Genomic DNA, 16,026 nt, shown 5'->3' on the forward strand with positions numbered 1-16,026 from the left:
TCGCACCGCGCAGCGGTACTTTCCTGGAAAAGCAATATGTCGTATACACCGATGAGCGATCTCGGGCAGCAAGGATTGTTCGACATCACTCGCACATTGTTACAGCAGCCCGATCTTCAATCGCTAAGTGAGGCGCTTTCGCAACTGGTAAAGCGCTCGGCGCTTGCCGACAGCGCGGCAATTGTACTGTGGCAAGCGCAAACGCAGCGCGCGTCGTATTACGTCACGCGCGATAACGGCAATCCTGTCGTCTACGAAGACGAAACCGTATTGGCCCACGGCCCGGTCCGCCGTATTCTTTCCCGACCTGATGCCTTGCACTGCAATTATCACGAATTTACGGAAACCTGGCCGCAGCTGGCCTGCGGCGGACTTTATACACCATTTGGTCACTACTGCCTGCTGCCGCTGGCGGCGGATGGGCGCATTTTCGGCGGCTGTGAATTCATCCGCAATGAAGACCGCCCCTGGAGCGAAAAAGAGTACGAGCGGCTGCAAACCTTCACGCAGATAGTTGGCGTGGTGGCGGAGCAAATTCAGTGCCGGGTCACGAACAACGTCGATTACGATCTCTTGTGCCGCGAACGCGACAACTTTCGCATTCTGGTCGCCATCACCAACGCCGTGCTCTCCCGGCTCGACATGGATGAACTGGTCAGTGAAGTCGCCAAAGAGATCCACCACTATTTCAATATCGACGACATCAGCATTGTCCTTCGCAGCCACCGCAAAAATAAGCTCAGCATTTACTCCACCCACTACCTCGATGAAAATCATCCGGCGCACGAACAGAGCGAAGTGGATGAAGCGGGCACCCTGACGGAGCGGGTGTTTAAAAGCAAAGAGATGCTGCTGATTAACCTGAACGAACGGGATGCGCTGGCCCCCTATGAACGCATGCTATTCAATACGTGGGGCAACCAGATCCAGACGCTGTGCCTGCTGCCGCTGAAGTCGGGCAATACCATGCTCGGCGTGCTCAAGCTGGCGCAGTGTGAAGAAAAAGTGTTCACCACCGCCAACCTGAACCTGCTGCGCCAGATTGCCGAGCGCGTGGCCATCGCCGTGGATAACGCCCTCGCCTATCAGGAAATTCATCGACTGAAAGAGCGACTGGTGGATGAAAACCTGGCGCTCACCGAACAGCTTAATAATGTCGACAGCGAATTTGGCGAAATCATCGGGCGCAGCGAAGCAATGTACAGCGTGCTCAAGCAGGTCGAGATGGTGGCCCAGAGCGACAGCACCGTGCTGATCCTTGGGGAAACCGGCACGGGGAAAGAGCTTATTGCCCGTGCTATCCATAATCTGAGCGGGCGTAACGCGCGCCGGATGGTGAAGATGAACTGTGCCGCCATGCCCGCCGGACTGCTGGAAAGCGATCTGTTCGGCCACGAGCGCGGCGCTTTCACCGGTGCCAGCGCGCAGCGCATTGGCCGCTTTGAGCTGGCAGATAAAAGTTCACTATTCCTGGATGAAGTCGGCGACATGCCGCTGGAATTACAGCCGAAGCTTCTGCGCGTCTTACAGGAACAGGAATTTGAGCGTCTGGGCAGCAATAAGCTGATCCAGACCGACGTGCGTCTGATCGCCGCCACTAATCGCGATCTCAAAAAAATGGTCGACGATCGCGAGTTTCGCAGCGATCTCTACTACCGCCTCAACGTTTTTCCGATCCAGCTTCCGCCGCTGCGCGAACGCCCGGAGGATATTCCTCTGTTGGTGAAAGCGTTCACCTTTAAAATCGCTCGCCGCCTGGGACGTAACATTGACAGTATCCCGGCGGAAACGCTGCGCATCCTCAGTAATATGGAGTGGCCTGGCAACGTGCGTGAACTGGAAAACGTGGTTGAGCGCGCCGTTCTACTGACGCGGGGAAGCGTACTACAACTCTCACTTCCGGATGTTGGCATGCTCTCACCGGACGTCCCCCCTGTCGCAACGGAAGTCGCGCAGGAAGGCGAGGACGAGTATCAGCTCATCATGCGGGTGCTGAAAGAGACCAATGGTGTGGTCGCGGGTCCGAAAGGGGCGGCTCAGCGCCTCGGACTCAAGCGTACAACGCTGCTGTCGCGCATGAAGCGCTTAGGTATTGATAAGGATGCATTAGTGTAAGTCGTTCAGGCTATACTCTGTGAAACATAAACAAAAGGAGGCAACATGGCGGTATCAGCACGTAATCAATTGACCGGTACGGTTAGCGCAGTCGCAACAGGGGCAGTGAATGACGAAGTTGAGTTGACCCTGGCTGGCGGTGCAAAACTGGTCGCCATCGTCACCCACAGCAGCCAGCAGGCGCTGGGTCTGGTGAAAGGCAAAGACGCCATTGCGTTGATCAAAGCGCCGTGGGTCACTCTGGCAACAGAAGATTGTGGTCTGAAATTTTCAGCCCGCAACCAGTTCGTCGGTAGCGTTTCTCAGGTCACTGAAGGCGCGGTCAATGCCACTGTCCACATCAAAACCGACGCCGGATTTGAGATTGTGGCAGTCGTCACCAATGAAAGTCAGCAAGAGATGAAACTGAGCCAGGGCAGCCGCGTGATCGCGCTGATTAAAGCCTCAGCGATTCTGATTGCCACCAAAGCGTAATTCTGGTGCCCGATAACGTCATGCTGTCGGGCTTACCAACGCCCTACTTCTTGCGCTGATATTTTTCCGGTAATGCCGGCACGGGGCGTTTATCGTCGATAAGATGACGAACGGTTAAAATCGGGTGACGCCAGAGCATTCTTGGCCCCGCCCAGCGCATGATCTGCTTCATCTCTTCACGTTTTGCAGGCTGATAGCAGTGTACCGGACACTGTTTACAGGCGGGTTTCTCCTCACCAAAGACGCACTTATCCAGACGCTTTTGCGCATAGGCGAACAGCGCGTCGTAGTGCCCCGACTCGTCGGAAGCCTGCGGACACTGGCTCTCGTACAGCGCGATCATCTTTTTAATCGTCAGTTTTTCGCGAGCGATACGCTTGCCGGACATGATGCGCCCTCCACAACATTAAGGTGCATTTATTCTACAACTTAAATTCTCGCGACACTATCACCCGAAGGTGACATCTCCTTCACCACTCAAATAAGAATTATTTTCATTTAACACTATCTTTATATATGCCTTGTGCTATATAACATAGCAAAGGCTATATTTGATGGATAATTAACCACTTTTTTAGGAGGATACTATGTCACATATTTCCCGTCTGACGTCGTCTCTGCTGGCTGGCGTACTGGTCATCTTTGCGCTGTCACCGGCTTACGCCAGAGAGAAACTCAACGTCGTTACCACCTTCACTATCATTGCCGACATGGCGAAAAACGTGGCGGGCGAGGCGGCAAATGTCAGTTCGATCACCAAACCTGGCGCAGAAATTCATGAGTATCAGCCCACTCCGGGTGACATTAAGCGGGCACAGGGTGCGCAACTGATCCTCTCTAACGGCCTGAATCTGGAACTGTGGTTTGCCCGCTTCTATCAGAATTTGTCGGGCGTACCGGACGTGACGGTGTCTGACGGGGTGAAACCGATGGGTATCAGCGAAGGTCCGTATAACGGAAAACCTAACCCCCACGCCTGGATGTCTGCAGAAAATGCGATTATCTACGTCGACAATATTCGCGACGCGCTGGCGAAATACGATCCGGATAACGCCGCGGTTTACCAGAAAAATGCCGAACGTTATAAAGCGCAAATTCACCAGACGCTGGCCCCTCTCCATGCCGCGCTGGCAAAGATCCCTGCCGATAAACGCTGGCTGGTGACCAGTGAGGGGGCGTTCTCTTATCTTGCCCGCGATAACGATCTGAAAGAGCTGTACCTCTGGCCGATCAACGCCGATCAGCAGGGAACGCCAAGACAGGTGCGTAAAGTAATCGATGCGATAAGACAACATCAGATCCCCACCGTGTTCAGCGAAAGCACCGTCTCGGATAAACCGGCTCGCCAGGTCGCCCGGGAGTCCGGTGCACATTACGGCGGCGTGCTGTATGTCGATTCGCTGAGCGCCGCCGATGGCCCCGTGCCCACCTATCTCGACCTGTTGCGGGTCACTACCGAGACCATCGTCAGCGGCATTAACGACGGTCTGAGGAACCAGAAATGAGTCAATCGGCGATTACCGTGAATCAGGTGACGGTGACGTATCGCAATGGTCATACCGCACTACGCGATGCCACCTTTCAGGTGCCCGGCGGCTCTATTGCCGCGCTGGTAGGGGTTAACGGATCGGGAAAATCGACGCTGTTCAAGGCGTTAATGGGCTTTGTCCGTCTGGCGGACGGCGAGATATCTATCCTGCGACTGCCGGTGAATAACGCGCTGAAACAGAATCTTATTGCTTACGTGCCGCAGTCAGAAGAGGTCGACTGGTCATTTCCGGTGCTGGTGGAGGACGTGGTAATGATGGGTCGCTACGGGCATATGGGCTGGTTGCGTCGCCCAAAGGCAGCGGATCGAGCCAGCGTCGACGCTGCGCTGGCGCGGGTGGACATGCTGGAATACCGCCACCGGCAGATTGGTGAGCTTTCCGGCGGGCAGAAAAAACGCGTCTTTCTCGCCAGAGCCATTGCCCAGGACGGCCAGGTGATTCTGCTGGATGAGCCCTTTACCGGTGTCGACGTCAAAACCGAAGCCCGCATTATTGCGCTGTTACGCGAGTTGCGCGATGAGGGGCGCACCATGCTGGTCTCCACCCATAATCTCGGTTCAGTCACCGAGTTCTGCGATTATACGGTGATGATCAAAGGCACCGTACTGGCAAGCGGCCCAACCGATACGACCTTTACCGCCGAAAACCTTGAGCTGGCATTCAGCGGCGTTTTACGCCACGTCGCGCTCAGCGGCGGCGAAGAACACATCATTACCGATGACGAACGTCCGTTTATTTCCCGGCGTACGGCAGGCAGCGGAGAATCATCATGAACTGGCTGACGGAACCCTTTGGCTATCAGTACATGCTCAATGCGATGTGGGTTTCAGCGATGGTTGGCGGCCTGTGCGCCTTTCTCTCCTGCTATTTAATGCTCAAAGGCTGGTCGCTGATTGGCGATGCGCTTTCGCACTCCATCGTGCCAGGCGTTGCCGGGGCGTACATGCTCGGCTTACCTTTTTCGCTCGGCGCCTTCCTCTCCGGTGGTCTGGCGGCAGGCAGTATGTTGTTTCTGAACCAGCGCTCGCGGCTGAAAGAGGACGCCATTATTGGCCTGATCTTCTCGTCATTCTTTGGCATTGGGCTGTTTATGGTGTCGCTCAACCCGATGTCGGTAAATATTCAGACCATCATTCTCGGCAACGTGTTGGCGATCGCGCCGGAAGATATTGTGCAACTGGCCATTATTGGCGCGGTTTCCCTGCTTATCCTGCTGCTGAAGTGGAAGGATCTGATGGTCACCTTTTTTGATGAAAACCACGCCCGCTCGATTGGCCTGAATCCGGATCGCCTGAAGCTGCTGTTTTTCACCCTGCTGTCGGTGTCCACCGTGGCTGCGCTACAAACGGTGGGCGCCTTTCTGGTGATCTGCCTGGTGGTGACGCCCGGCGCAACGGCCTGGCTGCTGACCGATCGCTTCCCGCGCCTTCTTATCATTGCCGTTGCGATCGGCAGTGTGACCAGTTTCTTCGGTGCCTGGCTCAGTTACTGGCTGGACGGCGCTACCGGCGGGATCATCGTGGTGCTGCAAACGCTGCTGTTCCTGTTAGCGTTCGTTTTCGCCCCCAAACACGGCCTGCTGGCGAACCGTCGTCGTGCACGTCGTAAGGAGCCGTCATGTTCCTGAGCATCCTGCTGGAACCTTTTCAGTTCGACTTTATGGTGAATGCGCTTTCCGTTTCCGCCCTGGTAGCCGTTCCCTGTGCGCTGCTGTCGGTATTTCTGGTACTGAAAGGCTGGGCACTCATGGGCGATGCCATGAGCCATGCCGTCTTTCCGGGAATTGTACTGGCGTATATCGTCGGCATTCCGCTGGCGATTGGCGCGTTTATTGCCGGGCTGTTCTGCGCCGTGGCAACCGGGTATCTCGACGACAATAGCCGGATCAAACGCGACACCATCATGGGGATCGTCTTCTCCGGAATGTTTGGGGCCGGACTGGTGCTGTATATCTCTATCCAGTCAGAGGTCCATCTCGACCATATTTTATTTGGCGACATGCTGGGGATTTCGCTCAGCGATATTGGGCAAACGGCGCTCATCGCGCTCGGAATTGCGCTAGTCATCCTCTTCAAATGGAAAGATCTGCTGCTTCACGCCTTCGATCCACATCAGGCAAAGGCCTGCGGTCTTAACACGACGCTGTTGCACTACGGATTACTCTGCATGATTGCGCTGACCATCGTGGCGACGCTGAAATCGGTGGGGATCATTTTGTCGATTTCCCTGCTGATAGCCCCTGGCGCGATTGCCGTTCTCCTCACCCGACGCTTTGCCCACGCACTGCTGTTGGCAACCGGGCTGTCGGTAGTCACCTCATTTTTGGGCGTTTATCTGTCGTTTTTCCTCGACAGCGCCCCCGCTCCCACGATCGTGGTGCTGTTTACCCTTATCTTTATCGCTGCGTTTGTTTTTGCCACATTACGCGACCGGCGCTCGGAATTGCGACAACAACAATCGGTGTAAAATTCTGAAACGGAAGAAGGATCGAGAATGCGTCATAAAAGAGATCCTCTCTCGTACTCAATTGTGGATACCGCCAGTAGAGTCACTTTTTTTTTCCGCTACGAAAGACTGAATTTGAGATCCAGAATTCAGCATAAAGCCAGTCGATTTAGACGTATTATGAGTCTGAGCCAGGCAGACCAGCATGGCATAATCTACCGTTGACGTAGACGCTGTCGCTTGTGTGCTTCCTGAAGCCAGGTTGATAGATTGCGCCTTATTGTCTGCCGTCAGATCGGCACCCCAATAGACATAATTGGTCGGCCATCCATAAAGCGTTGCCACCGCACCACCAGGATGATCGCCGTAGAGTGTTTGCCACTCCTTGAGCAGCGGTATTTTGTCGATGGAACATCCCTCGATATTCAACGAAGAAGCCTGTGGGTAAGTTATCGCAGACCATTTTTCGTTATTAGTCGAACTGTAGGAACCCACACCGATCTCGGCCTGAAGCATTGGCCGACGAAAAACAACCCCCGCACTGCTGGTAACTGTCTCCGGCATATGGCCCCAGTACTGAGCTTTACTGGAGTCAGGGCTCGTCAGTACGGTAAACACCGTGTCCAGACTGGACGTTACGCCGGGAATGTCGGTAATCGAGAGAGTAATCGGTGCTTTTGTTCCTTTGACTGTGGAGGGACGCGTCACGTCCAGAAGCAGGTTACCGGCATCATCCGTAGACAAATTGCTTGTTGATCCTGGTGAAGTCAATGTGGAGCCGTTAACCGTCATCGCTTGTGCTGATTCCTGGACTGCCTGACGGTTATAATCATTGCCGCGGGAAATGGTCAGCATTGTTGCGGGTATTGGTTTACCGCTGGCATCTTCGACGGTTACATTGAGATGAAGCGTATCGCCGCTTTTTGCCTTCGCAACATTCAGTGACGCATCCCATTGCGTGCTATCGGCAGGTTTAATAACGATCTTCGATGGCACAGGGTTGGCGTCTTTCAGGCACGTAATCATCATCCACGATGAGCCACTCGCAGAATATGTATACCCGCTTTTTAATTCGATTGAATACCAGGCCGAGACTCTGTCTGGATAATAATAGGTGGAAGTCCAGTAGTTATAGCCTGAAGTGACCGGCCAGCCGAATTCGGTACTGATCTTGTTGCCGCTGTGTGCAGCATATAACGCACTCATTTGAGCAATTTGCGGTAAATGGTTTGCCGCACATCCTCCGGCTTCTGGGTTGTTGAAGGCCACGTTATGATCCCTCACGGTTGCCCAGGATTCGTTGCTTATCGTCGTATGACCACTCGCTGATGGGGCCTCCGCCGCCAGTTTTGGCCGCTCAAAAACGATATCATCTACGGTGATGGTATCTGGCATATGTCCCCACATCGCGGCTTTATCACTGTCCGGACTGGTTACTATCGTAAAAATGGATGCCATATTTTCAACTAATGCACTGTTCTCATCTGGTGAAACAGAGAGTAATCCCTCAAACCCTGCGCCGCCGGAAACCTCCACCAGCGCCTGCCCATTACTGTCCGTGACACCGTAGAAACGGGTACTCCCTGATAAATATGTCGCAGACCCTCCGGGATATCCTGCGTACAGGTAAGCGGAGTACGGCTCGCCATTACGTTTTGTACTCTGGGCACCGAGGATAGAAAAAGCGACATTTGGCAATATATTCCCTTGTGCGTCTTTGAATTCTATCTGCCACGTAATTATCTCACCTTTTTTCACTTTGGCGGCTTTCAGTTCGGGTACATATTGCGCAGACGTCAGTTCAATTTGAGCGACATTCCCCTTTGCTTTCGCCTTATCAAGGCAGGTCAGATACTTTGTTTGACTTTGCGCCATCCCTGAACTGCTGTCCGAATACAGGCTAACGGTATAATAATTGCGGCTGGCGGTAACAGAACTATCGGCCGTATTGCTCCAGTAATATGTGTATGTAGGCCACCCTTGTTCTGATTCTATTTTGCCGCCTGGATAGGCGTTGTAGAGCGAATCTAAGGAATCCCGGGTCGGAATATGCGCCTCATCGCATCCTGAGGAAGCGTTATCCTGCGCCTGCGGATACGTTAAGACAGCCCACGTCTCATAATTTTCTGAAGAAGATTTATACCCGCTGGTCTGAGCCAGTTCATTAAAGAGTATCGGGCGTTTAAAGACGGTACCATCGGTTGCCGTCAGCGTTTCGGGCATATGCCCCCAGTAAGTCGCCTTCGCCGAGTCCGGACTGGTGGCAACGGTAAAAATCGAACCCATGTCAGCCGTGACGCTGTCGTTATCAAATAGCTTTGCGGTAATCACCGCTTTTGTACCTTTGGTGTTTGCCCGCGTGATCTCCAGAATCAGGCTTCCGTCAGCGCCGGTTGAGGCATACAGCAAAGAGGATTGATTGGCCAATGACAGCCCGTTAATCACCATTGATGCGGGGGAGCTCTCTTTGACGTCCTGGCGAGAATAATCGTCACCGCGCGAGATAACAACCGACGTATCGGGTACCGGATTACCCGCACTATCCTTTGTCATCAGTTTTAATCGCAGTGTATCGCCTTTTTTCACTCTGGCGGCGTTCAGCGTCTCTGACCACTGAGTTTTATCCGTCGTCTCCAGAGTTATCTGTGTCGCTACTGGGTTGGCATCTTTCAGGCAGGAGACCACGAACATGCCAGCGCCGCTGGAGCCCGTGGCGCCGGACGTCATACTGATAACATCCCAACCGACGGTGGGTCCTCCTGAAGACAGCGTCGACGTCCAGTAGCTATAGACAGTCTGCCAGCCGTGTTCAGTATTAAGTTTATTGTCTTTGTTCGCGTTATACAGCGCCTTCATCTGGTTAGTACTGGGGAGGTGGCTGGTTTCACATCCTCCTGCCGCGCTACTCTGTGCACTAGCGCTGGTCAGTATTCCCCACACCTCGTTATCCAGTGCACGCGTTGAACCACTTGGGGTGGTAGTAAACTCACTCGTCAGTTTGGGGCGATAAAATGTATCATCACCCACCGTCACGCTGTCATCCATGTGCCCCCACATCTGCGCTTTGTCCGTATCCGGGCTGGTGACGGCAGTAAAAATCACCTCATAGTTAATCGCATCGGCGACCCGCGAGTCATCCAGTTTGATGGTCAGCGGTGTTTTTACACCAGGCCCTTTCGGTTGCTCAATGACCAATTGCGCCTGCCCCTGCGCATCCGTAATCCCCTGGTAAGTGCCTGTCATGCCGCTGTTAGTGCCAAATGACTGTCCGTTCACCATCAGCGGGCCGCCGGATGTAAACCCGGTGGCACTCCCCTGCCGGTTAGTGGACTCCCCGGACGTCACCGTGAACGCCACATTCGGCGCAGGCAAGTCGTTTACCGCGTTGGTTGTCTGCACTGTCAGCGTGATAGGTTCACCCGCTTTCGCTTTCGCCTGCCGCTGGCTGGCGTCACCGTTGGTAATGACCTGAAGCTGCGATACCAACCCCGTGGCAGCGCAGGAAAGATAGTTCGACGTGCTACCGGTAAAGCTGCCCTGGTCGCCGTTTTTCAGGCTGACATTGTGGTAAGTAGTGCCATCCGTGTCTGCCGACAGATAGCTGTAGCCTTCTGTCGGCCAGCCCAGATCTGTCACTATCTGGTTTGCGCTGTGCCCGGCATACAGTTTTTCCAGTGAATTGGCTGACGGCACCTGTCCGTCGCCGCACTGGCTTTCCGCCTTGCTGAGCTGAGTAAATGTAGCCCAGTCTTCATTATTCTCCCGATTATTACCCGCTTCGTAACTGGACTCCGCCGCCAGCAGCGGGCGTACGAACAGACTGCCGTCTGCCGTTGCCGCATCTTTCATATGGCCCCACATGCGAGCCTTGTCGCTGTCCGGACTGGTGATGACGGTAAAAATCACGTCTTTACTGTCGGTGGCGGTATACCCTTCGCGCATTTCGGCCGTAATGGTGGTGCGCACGCCGGCACCATGAGGCTGGGTCAATACCACGGTTGCGGCACCGCTGGCATCAGTAACCCCCTCATAAAGGTGTGGATCGCTGGCCTGAATCTGCTCGCCAGCGATCACCACGGGAGACGTTTCCCACTCAGAACTGGTTTCATTGGCGCGGTTATGCGCCGGGTCCAGCGCCAGGGAGTAATAGGTGTGAGGAAGCGGCTCCCCGGTCACGCTGTCGGTGATCGTGACCGTCATGGTGATGGATTCACCGGTCATTGCTTTCGCCGCAGTCAGCGTGGTGTCGTAATGATCAGGCGTCAGCGTTATTTTGGGTATAACCACCGGCATAGCATGATCCACGCAACTGACAAGGTAGTGCTCACTGTCATTGCGGGATTCGCTTTCCTGACCATTCATATCCACCGCGAAGTGCCGCCCAGAGTCACCGGGCGAAGCCGACCAGTAATTATTACCCTGTATCGGCCACCCCAGCGTCTCCTGAATAGTTTGCGTGCCCTGAGCAACATCCAGCGCAACTAACCGCCGAAGATCCGGCAGTAGGGAGTTGCAGTGGCTGTTAGCGTTGTTCCAGTCAAACAGTGCCCAGACTTCGTTATGGTCGGTCGCAGAGCCATTCGCTCCACTGGTCTCCCCCGACAGCTTAGGGCGGCTAAACGTAAAATCACCTACCGTGGTACTCTCCACCATATGACCCCACATCGCGGCTTTATCGCTGTTAGGGCTTGTCAACGTGGTAAATATCACATCCACATCGGTTTCCAACACGCTGCTTTTTGATGGTTTCACCTTCAGCGTGGTTTTTACCCCCGGTCCACCATCCTGCGTCACTGTCACGGTCGCTGTACCGTTAGCATCCGTGACACCCTGATATTCGGTGCCAGAGGAGATCAGTTCAGTATTGCCGATATGTACCGGTAGGCTGTTGTTGACATCGCCCTGTCGACCACGCGCATCACTGCGGGTAATGACAAAGGGTACGTTATTTAGCACATTTCCCGTACAGTCGTGGGTGGTAATGGTCAGAGTGATACTCTCACCGGCCTTCACCTTCGCAGCTTTCAGCGTATCGTCATAGTGACTGGCGCTGACCGTCAACGGCGCATTCGGTGAGGGTGCGATATCAATCGCCACCCGCTTATCCTGCAGCGCCACGGTGCCAGTGGCGGGAGAACCGGTGAGCGTGGAGAGATACAGCAGCGGCAGCGGCGTGGTTGAATTCACCTGCGGCCACGTCACCAGATGACGCCCGGCCAGATTTTGTGCACAAAAACTTTTGTCGTCTACCGGCTGTGGGTCAAGCAGCGTCTCCGGTGTGGCTGCATCGGCCCAAACCAGGTCCGCACCGGGCGGCTGTTGGTTCTCCCACTGTAAGGCCGGTGGCGCGGCGAACAGGTCGCCTTCAGTATCATGGGGATTCGTCAGGATAAGATGGCTGGCGGCAGTATCAGCGCTGAAATCGCCGGGCGTTGCGCTGAACGGTACGGCGTACGTTTTAGTGGGATCTAGCTGTATGCTGCCCTGATAAACCGCGATCGCCGCACTGTCGGCCTGCGGACTGGTCCCCTTAATTTCACCCGTAGAAGTAGGCGTTGTCTGCCAGGTTCCTCCTTTGAACGCTGCCTGGGCTGAAAATGGGGGTATTCCGAACGACATCGCCAGCAGCAATAAGATACTCAATATCTTCTTCATTTTCCGATATCCGCACATTAATCAGTCCTGACTGGCTTCGTTTTTTTTACCCAGTGGTGTACTCAACAAAAATTACATCTGCAAAAATGCCATTCCCTGCGGGGAATGGCATCAGAGATAAAAAACTATTTACGTTTGTATTTGATGGCCAACGTATTTCCCTGAACACCATCCACGCCTGCACCGGAGAGAACACCGGTTGCGGCAGTATTGGTTGCCGGGAGCACCAGATCCTCGTTCTGTACGCTGGAATCGCCGGACGTATTTGCCGTTGCGCTCGTTCCAGTAAACACCCACATATAGTCATAGTAGCTGGTGACATCGGTATCTGTACCGGAATCGTAGGTGCCGTTACCGTTGGTATCTCGCCACAGTTTGACCTTATAGGTATGACCGGTATGCAGTGGAACCGTGGTGTTCTTGAGCAGGTTAACCGAGGTATCGGTGGTGTCATAAATAGTCACCTGCAGATCGTCATCCACCACCGGCCCTTCCGGAATATCATCACTGTCGCTACCGCCGCCAGCCGCGGTGGACAAATCAGCCATATCAACCAGCACGCCCGTGCGGGGATCGCCGGTCTCCGTCGTCGGGGTAATTTGCATCCCGATATAACAGTTCTCGTCTGCGGTTACGATGGTATAAGAGTCTGAGCCATTCGTGCCGTTGCCCTGAAGGGTCCGACCATCCTTTTTGCTCTGATCTTTGTAACACATCCACTTGATGCTCTTTTTCGTTAACCCCGTGGCGTCAGTATCACCTTCGGTATCGTTGATATCCCAAGAGACGGTGAGCTTATCGCCGACATGAAGTTGCTTCTCGCCATCCGTCGACGCCGTAGAACCACCCGTACGACCCGAGCGATCAATTTCCACCTTGACGTGCAGGCCGTCATCGGTCACTGGCGCGTTCGGGATTTTAATTTTAGGAACCGTACCGACAATGCTGCCCGTGTTACCACTCGTCAACCAGCCAGCCCCCTCTTTTAGATTGCCCACTTTACTCACTTTATTCGCGGCAAGTGCGACAGGTACGGAGCAATATCCGGCAATGGCTAACGCTATAGCAATTTTGGTCAGACGCTGTATTGTTACTTGTTTCATTAATATTCCTCTTGTTTCGAATATCAGCGACTGGCCCTTGTTAACCATCACGCCAATAGTCTTTTACTTTTTGTGATACGTGACTCGTATCCCATACCCCTGAACGCCGCTTTTTTCGCTGGCGCCAAATTTTTGCTTCGCTTCACGGTTCGTCACCGGAAGCACCAAATCCTGGTTCTCGGTATTGGTTTGCGCCCCCGAATCCCCGCTGATGCTTTCACCAGTAAACTCCCATTTGTAGTCGTACTGCGCCATTTCCTCAGCGCTGAGCTGCTCCGACATCTGGAACACTCCGTCCTTGTTTTTATCGCGCCATAACATAAATCGGTATGCGCTGTTCAATGGCAGGTGCCCATTCTTATTTCCAATTAAATTCACCGGATTACCGACATGAGTCTGGTAAATAGCGGCATTAACATCGTTGACGTTTTGGCCCAGAAAAGTGATATCCACATAATTACTGTCACCATAGGCATCCGTTTTAGCCTTCCAGCGAAAAGTGCCTGGCTGCGTACTGGAAAGTGTGAGGGTTCCGGCCTGTTTATCGCGGTTGGCAATAAACACACAGGGTGTTACGTTCGTGCAGGGTTTGGTGGAGAGCGTGACCATTTTGTCATTGCTGTCGTACAACTCAGGCATCATGGCGTCATCCACCAGTTTCTCGCCTTTGCTGTCGCTATCATCGCCATAAGCATCTGTCAGCAGCAGTGCCATCACGACGCCGTCGACGCCGTCCGCCTGTGCGCTGGTCTCATGTTGATGCTGGCTGAGATCTGCCCCCGCGAGGTTATCGACAACCAATTCAATTTTGCGGTGCTGCTGTACCGTCAACTCCACGATGCTGGAGTTCTGATGATTACCTTCTTCATCCACCAGCGAGATCCTGACTTTCCATGTATTCAACGCAAGACGTTCAGCATCCGTTGCAGCGTCTTCCCATGTAGGCAATACCAGATTCCAGCTGTTGTTATTGCCCTCCGTCAGCGTGTTCGCCTTAACCACGGGCATGACCAGAGTACGGTTAGCATTGTTCTTTGCCTGCCATGAGGCCGTCGCTATTTTGTAGTGATGACTCACCAGTGCATTGATTGTCCACTTACATTTTTCCAGGCCCACGCCCGCTTCCGGCGTATCGCTGATCACACATTCCGGATGTTCATTGGTTGTATCGGCTTTCAGAAACAGCGAAACGTCCAGCGGATCTTTTTCGCGATATTCGAGAACGATAAAATTATTACGGTCGACAAAATCATGGCGACTGCCTTCCAATGAATGCTGGATTTTGACATTTTCCGGATCGAGCAGTGCTTTAAGCGGTGTGCCAAACTGATAATTTAGCGTGGCTGTCACGTTTACATCCGTGTTATCTCCTGTACCATACTTATAATCCGTACTGAACGTGAGCAACGGTACAGGGGTATAATTCAACTCAAACGTGACGGCCTGCGGGTTGCGCTCCAGGTTATCCTCACCAAATAGCGCCACTTCATCACCATAATATTGTTCATAAACCAACTTACCACCTACCTGTGGATAAAATGGCAGCCATGTCTCTACGCGCACATCCCACCCACGTGCCGGACGCTCTTCATAAAAGTCTAAATCAGGAGAATTCTTCCAGTTGGAGAGCGGGTGATAATAGTTTCCGGAGAATCGCAGAAAGTCAGTCCAGGTCTCGGCTCCCAGCCCCAACCGACGATGCCCACGAGAAAAATCGTAATCATAAAAAGTATTACCACCGAGCATCCAGCGCCCGATATTATGACGCAGCCCTACCCCTATATTACTGATAGTACGATCTTCTTTACGTTGAGTAGAAAGCTGGCTGAACAGGACATTATCCGGGTCTTCATATAAGGGGACGAAATAATTCAGAGAACTGCCTTCCAGAGACCCTTCCTGATCAACCGATAAATTCGTGCGCACAACGCCATAAGGTGACATCAGACCTTCGATGTAGGATTGTGCTGTAGAGGTAATTTTATTTTGTAAATAGCTTTTGGCCTGTGATTCCAGCGCCTCTGGTGTCAGGTTTTCAAACCCCTGAGCAGCAGAATTCGTTATATAACTTTCTGATTGCTCTTTAAAATCTTCTTTTTCTATTTTCTTCGCAGCCTCACTACCTAAATCAGGTAACTCAATTGCTGCCAGGGGTGGGGAGGGTTCTTTGGTAAGCGTCTGACTTTCAGTATATTGATTTGCAGCTAACAACGCTCTAGGTATTATAACCATGATCAATACAAAGATAACAACACGAGTCATTCAAACCTACCACTATAGAAATATTCTATATAAATGGGACCTATTTATTCAAAGAGATACAATCATTAAACAAAATACTTACACAAATAAACAACTCATCCAAACATCATTTAGAAGATTATATCTAGTACTAGCACAGCTCTTCAGCACTAATTTGTCCATTATTGGATAATTTAGTTTTTTATTACTGGAGCTATTGCAAGAGATAAATTTGATTGCAGTAATCAATCAGTTCATCGTCGCGAAGAGGAAAAGAGAAAAGAGATTCTGACGAAAGTGCAAGTATGATATCAGATCTTTTCCATTTTCAATGATGCAGGTAAATCGATAAGTTCTGGCTGAACTTGTGGTCATGAGCCACCGGGTTGAGTTCTGAACACAGCGAAAAATGGCACCACTCGCGCGACGTTAAACCAGCATGA

At 52.8% G+C, this 16,026-nt stretch carries 10 protein-coding genes; 6 read left to right on the forward strand and 4 right to left on the reverse strand.

Annotated features, from left to right (window positions below):
• Nucleotides 1–36 precede the first annotated feature (36 nt).
• Nucleotides 37–2,115, forward strand: a complete 2,079-nt coding sequence (gene flhA / locus QQZ17_RS00510; RefSeq protein ID WP_152402510.1) for a formate hydrogenlyase transcriptional activator FlhA — start codon at nucleotides 37–39, stop codon at nucleotides 2,113–2,115.
• A gap of 45 nt (nucleotides 2,116–2,160) precedes the next feature.
• Nucleotides 2,161–2,589, forward strand: coding sequence for a TOBE domain-containing protein (locus QQZ17_RS00515; protein ID WP_152402508.1), 429 nt, complete (start codon nucleotides 2,161–2,163; stop codon nucleotides 2,587–2,589).
• Nucleotides 2,590–2,632: 43 nt separating this feature from the next.
• Here the strand turns inward: QQZ17_RS00515 and QQZ17_RS00520 are convergent, their stop codons facing one another.
• Nucleotides 2,633–2,977, reverse strand: a complete 345-nt coding sequence (locus tag QQZ17_RS00520; protein ID WP_152402506.1) for a nitrous oxide-stimulated promoter family protein — start codon at nucleotides 2,975–2,977, stop codon at nucleotides 2,633–2,635.
• A gap of 199 nt (nucleotides 2,978–3,176) precedes the next feature.
• Here QQZ17_RS00520 and QQZ17_RS00525 point away from each other — a divergent pair, with 199 nt between their 5' ends.
• Genes QQZ17_RS00525 through sitD form a run of 4 tightly spaced genes read left to right on the forward strand, consistent with a single transcriptional unit; the run spans nucleotide 3,177 to nucleotide 6,605 of the window.
• Nucleotides 3,177–4,094 carry a metal ABC transporter substrate-binding protein gene (locus QQZ17_RS00525; protein WP_152402504.1) on the forward strand — a complete coding sequence of 306 codons (918 nt, stop codon included), beginning with the start codon at nucleotides 3,177–3,179 and terminating at the stop codon, nucleotides 4,092–4,094.
• Nucleotides 4,091–4,912 carry an iron/manganese ABC transporter ATP-binding protein SitB gene (gene sitB / locus QQZ17_RS00530; protein ID WP_152402501.1) on the forward strand — a complete coding sequence of 274 codons (822 nt, stop codon included), beginning with the start codon at nucleotides 4,091–4,093 and terminating at the stop codon, nucleotides 4,910–4,912. Before QQZ17_RS00525 ends, sitB begins: the two co-directional genes overlap by 4 nt.
• Complete coding sequence (gene sitC / locus QQZ17_RS00535; RefSeq protein WP_152402499.1) at nucleotides 4,909–5,766, forward strand: iron/manganese ABC transporter permease subunit SitC; 858 nt, start codon at nucleotides 4,909–4,911, stop codon at nucleotides 5,764–5,766. The genes sitB and sitC overlap by 4 nt, the downstream gene beginning before the upstream one ends.
• Nucleotides 5,757–6,605 carry an iron/manganese ABC transporter permease subunit SitD gene (gene sitD, locus QQZ17_RS00540; RefSeq protein WP_152402497.1) on the forward strand — a complete coding sequence of 283 codons (849 nt, stop codon included), beginning with the start codon at nucleotides 5,757–5,759 and terminating at the stop codon, nucleotides 6,603–6,605. The genes sitC and sitD overlap by 10 nt, the downstream gene beginning before the upstream one ends.
• A gap of 57 nt (nucleotides 6,606–6,662) precedes the next feature.
• Here sitD and QQZ17_RS00545 read toward each other — a convergent pair whose 3' ends face one another.
• The 3 genes from QQZ17_RS00545 to sinH form a co-directional block, all read right to left on the reverse strand.
• A complete protein-coding gene (locus QQZ17_RS00545; protein WP_187696612.1) occupies nucleotides 6,663–12,239 on the reverse strand; it encodes an adhesion domain-containing protein in 5,577 nt (1,858 codons plus the stop codon).
• A 125-nt stretch (nucleotides 12,240–12,364) separates the two neighbouring features.
• Nucleotides 12,365–13,342, reverse strand: a complete 978-nt coding sequence (locus QQZ17_RS00550; protein WP_152402492.1) for a SinI family autotransporter-associated protein — start codon at nucleotides 13,340–13,342, stop codon at nucleotides 12,365–12,367.
• Nucleotides 13,343–13,405: 63 nt separating this feature from the next.
• On the reverse strand, nucleotides 13,406–15,604 hold the full coding sequence (gene sinH / locus QQZ17_RS00555; protein WP_152402490.1) for an intimin-like inverse autotransporter SinH: 2,199 nt from the start codon (nucleotides 15,602–15,604) through the stop codon (nucleotides 13,406–13,408).
• Nucleotides 15,605–16,026 lie beyond the last annotated feature (422 nt).

It is taken from the genome of Citrobacter sp. T1.2D-1, assembly GCF_950098555.1.
Taxonomy (GTDB): Bacteria; Pseudomonadota; Gammaproteobacteria; order Enterobacterales; family Enterobacteriaceae; genus Citrobacter_A; species Citrobacter_A telavivensis.

Excerpts from the sequence above, each read along its gene's own strand:
- flhA (WP_152402510.1), top strand. The coding sequence starts at position 37 with ATGTCGTATACACCGATGAGCGATCTCGGGCAGCAAGGATTGTTCGAC.
- QQZ17_RS00515 (WP_152402508.1), top strand. The coding sequence starts at position 2,161 with ATGGCGGTATCAGCACGTAATCAATTGACCGGTACGGTTAGCGCAGTC.
- QQZ17_RS00520 (WP_152402506.1), bottom strand. The coding sequence starts at position 2,977 with ATGTCCGGCAAGCGTATCGCTCGCGAAAAACTGACGATTAAAAAGATG.
- QQZ17_RS00525 (WP_152402504.1), top strand. The coding sequence starts at position 3,177 with ATGTCACATATTTCCCGTCTGACGTCGTCTCTGCTGGCTGGCGTACTG.
- sitB (WP_152402501.1), top strand. The coding sequence starts at position 4,091 with ATGAGTCAATCGGCGATTACCGTGAATCAGGTGACGGTGACGTATCGC.
- sitC (WP_152402499.1), top strand. The coding sequence starts at position 4,909 with ATGAACTGGCTGACGGAACCCTTTGGCTATCAGTACATGCTCAATGCG.
- sitD (WP_152402497.1), top strand. The coding sequence starts at position 5,757 with ATGTTCCTGAGCATCCTGCTGGAACCTTTTCAGTTCGACTTTATGGTG.
- QQZ17_RS00545 (WP_187696612.1), bottom strand. The coding sequence starts at position 12,239 with ATGAAGAAGATATTGAGTATCTTATTGCTGCTGGCGATGTCGTTCGGA.
- QQZ17_RS00550 (WP_152402492.1), bottom strand. The coding sequence starts at position 13,342 with ATGAAACAAGTAACAATACAGCGTCTGACCAAAATTGCTATAGCGTTA.
- sinH (WP_152402490.1), bottom strand. The coding sequence starts at position 15,604 with ATGACTCGTGTTGTTATCTTTGTATTGATCATGGTTATAATACCTAGA.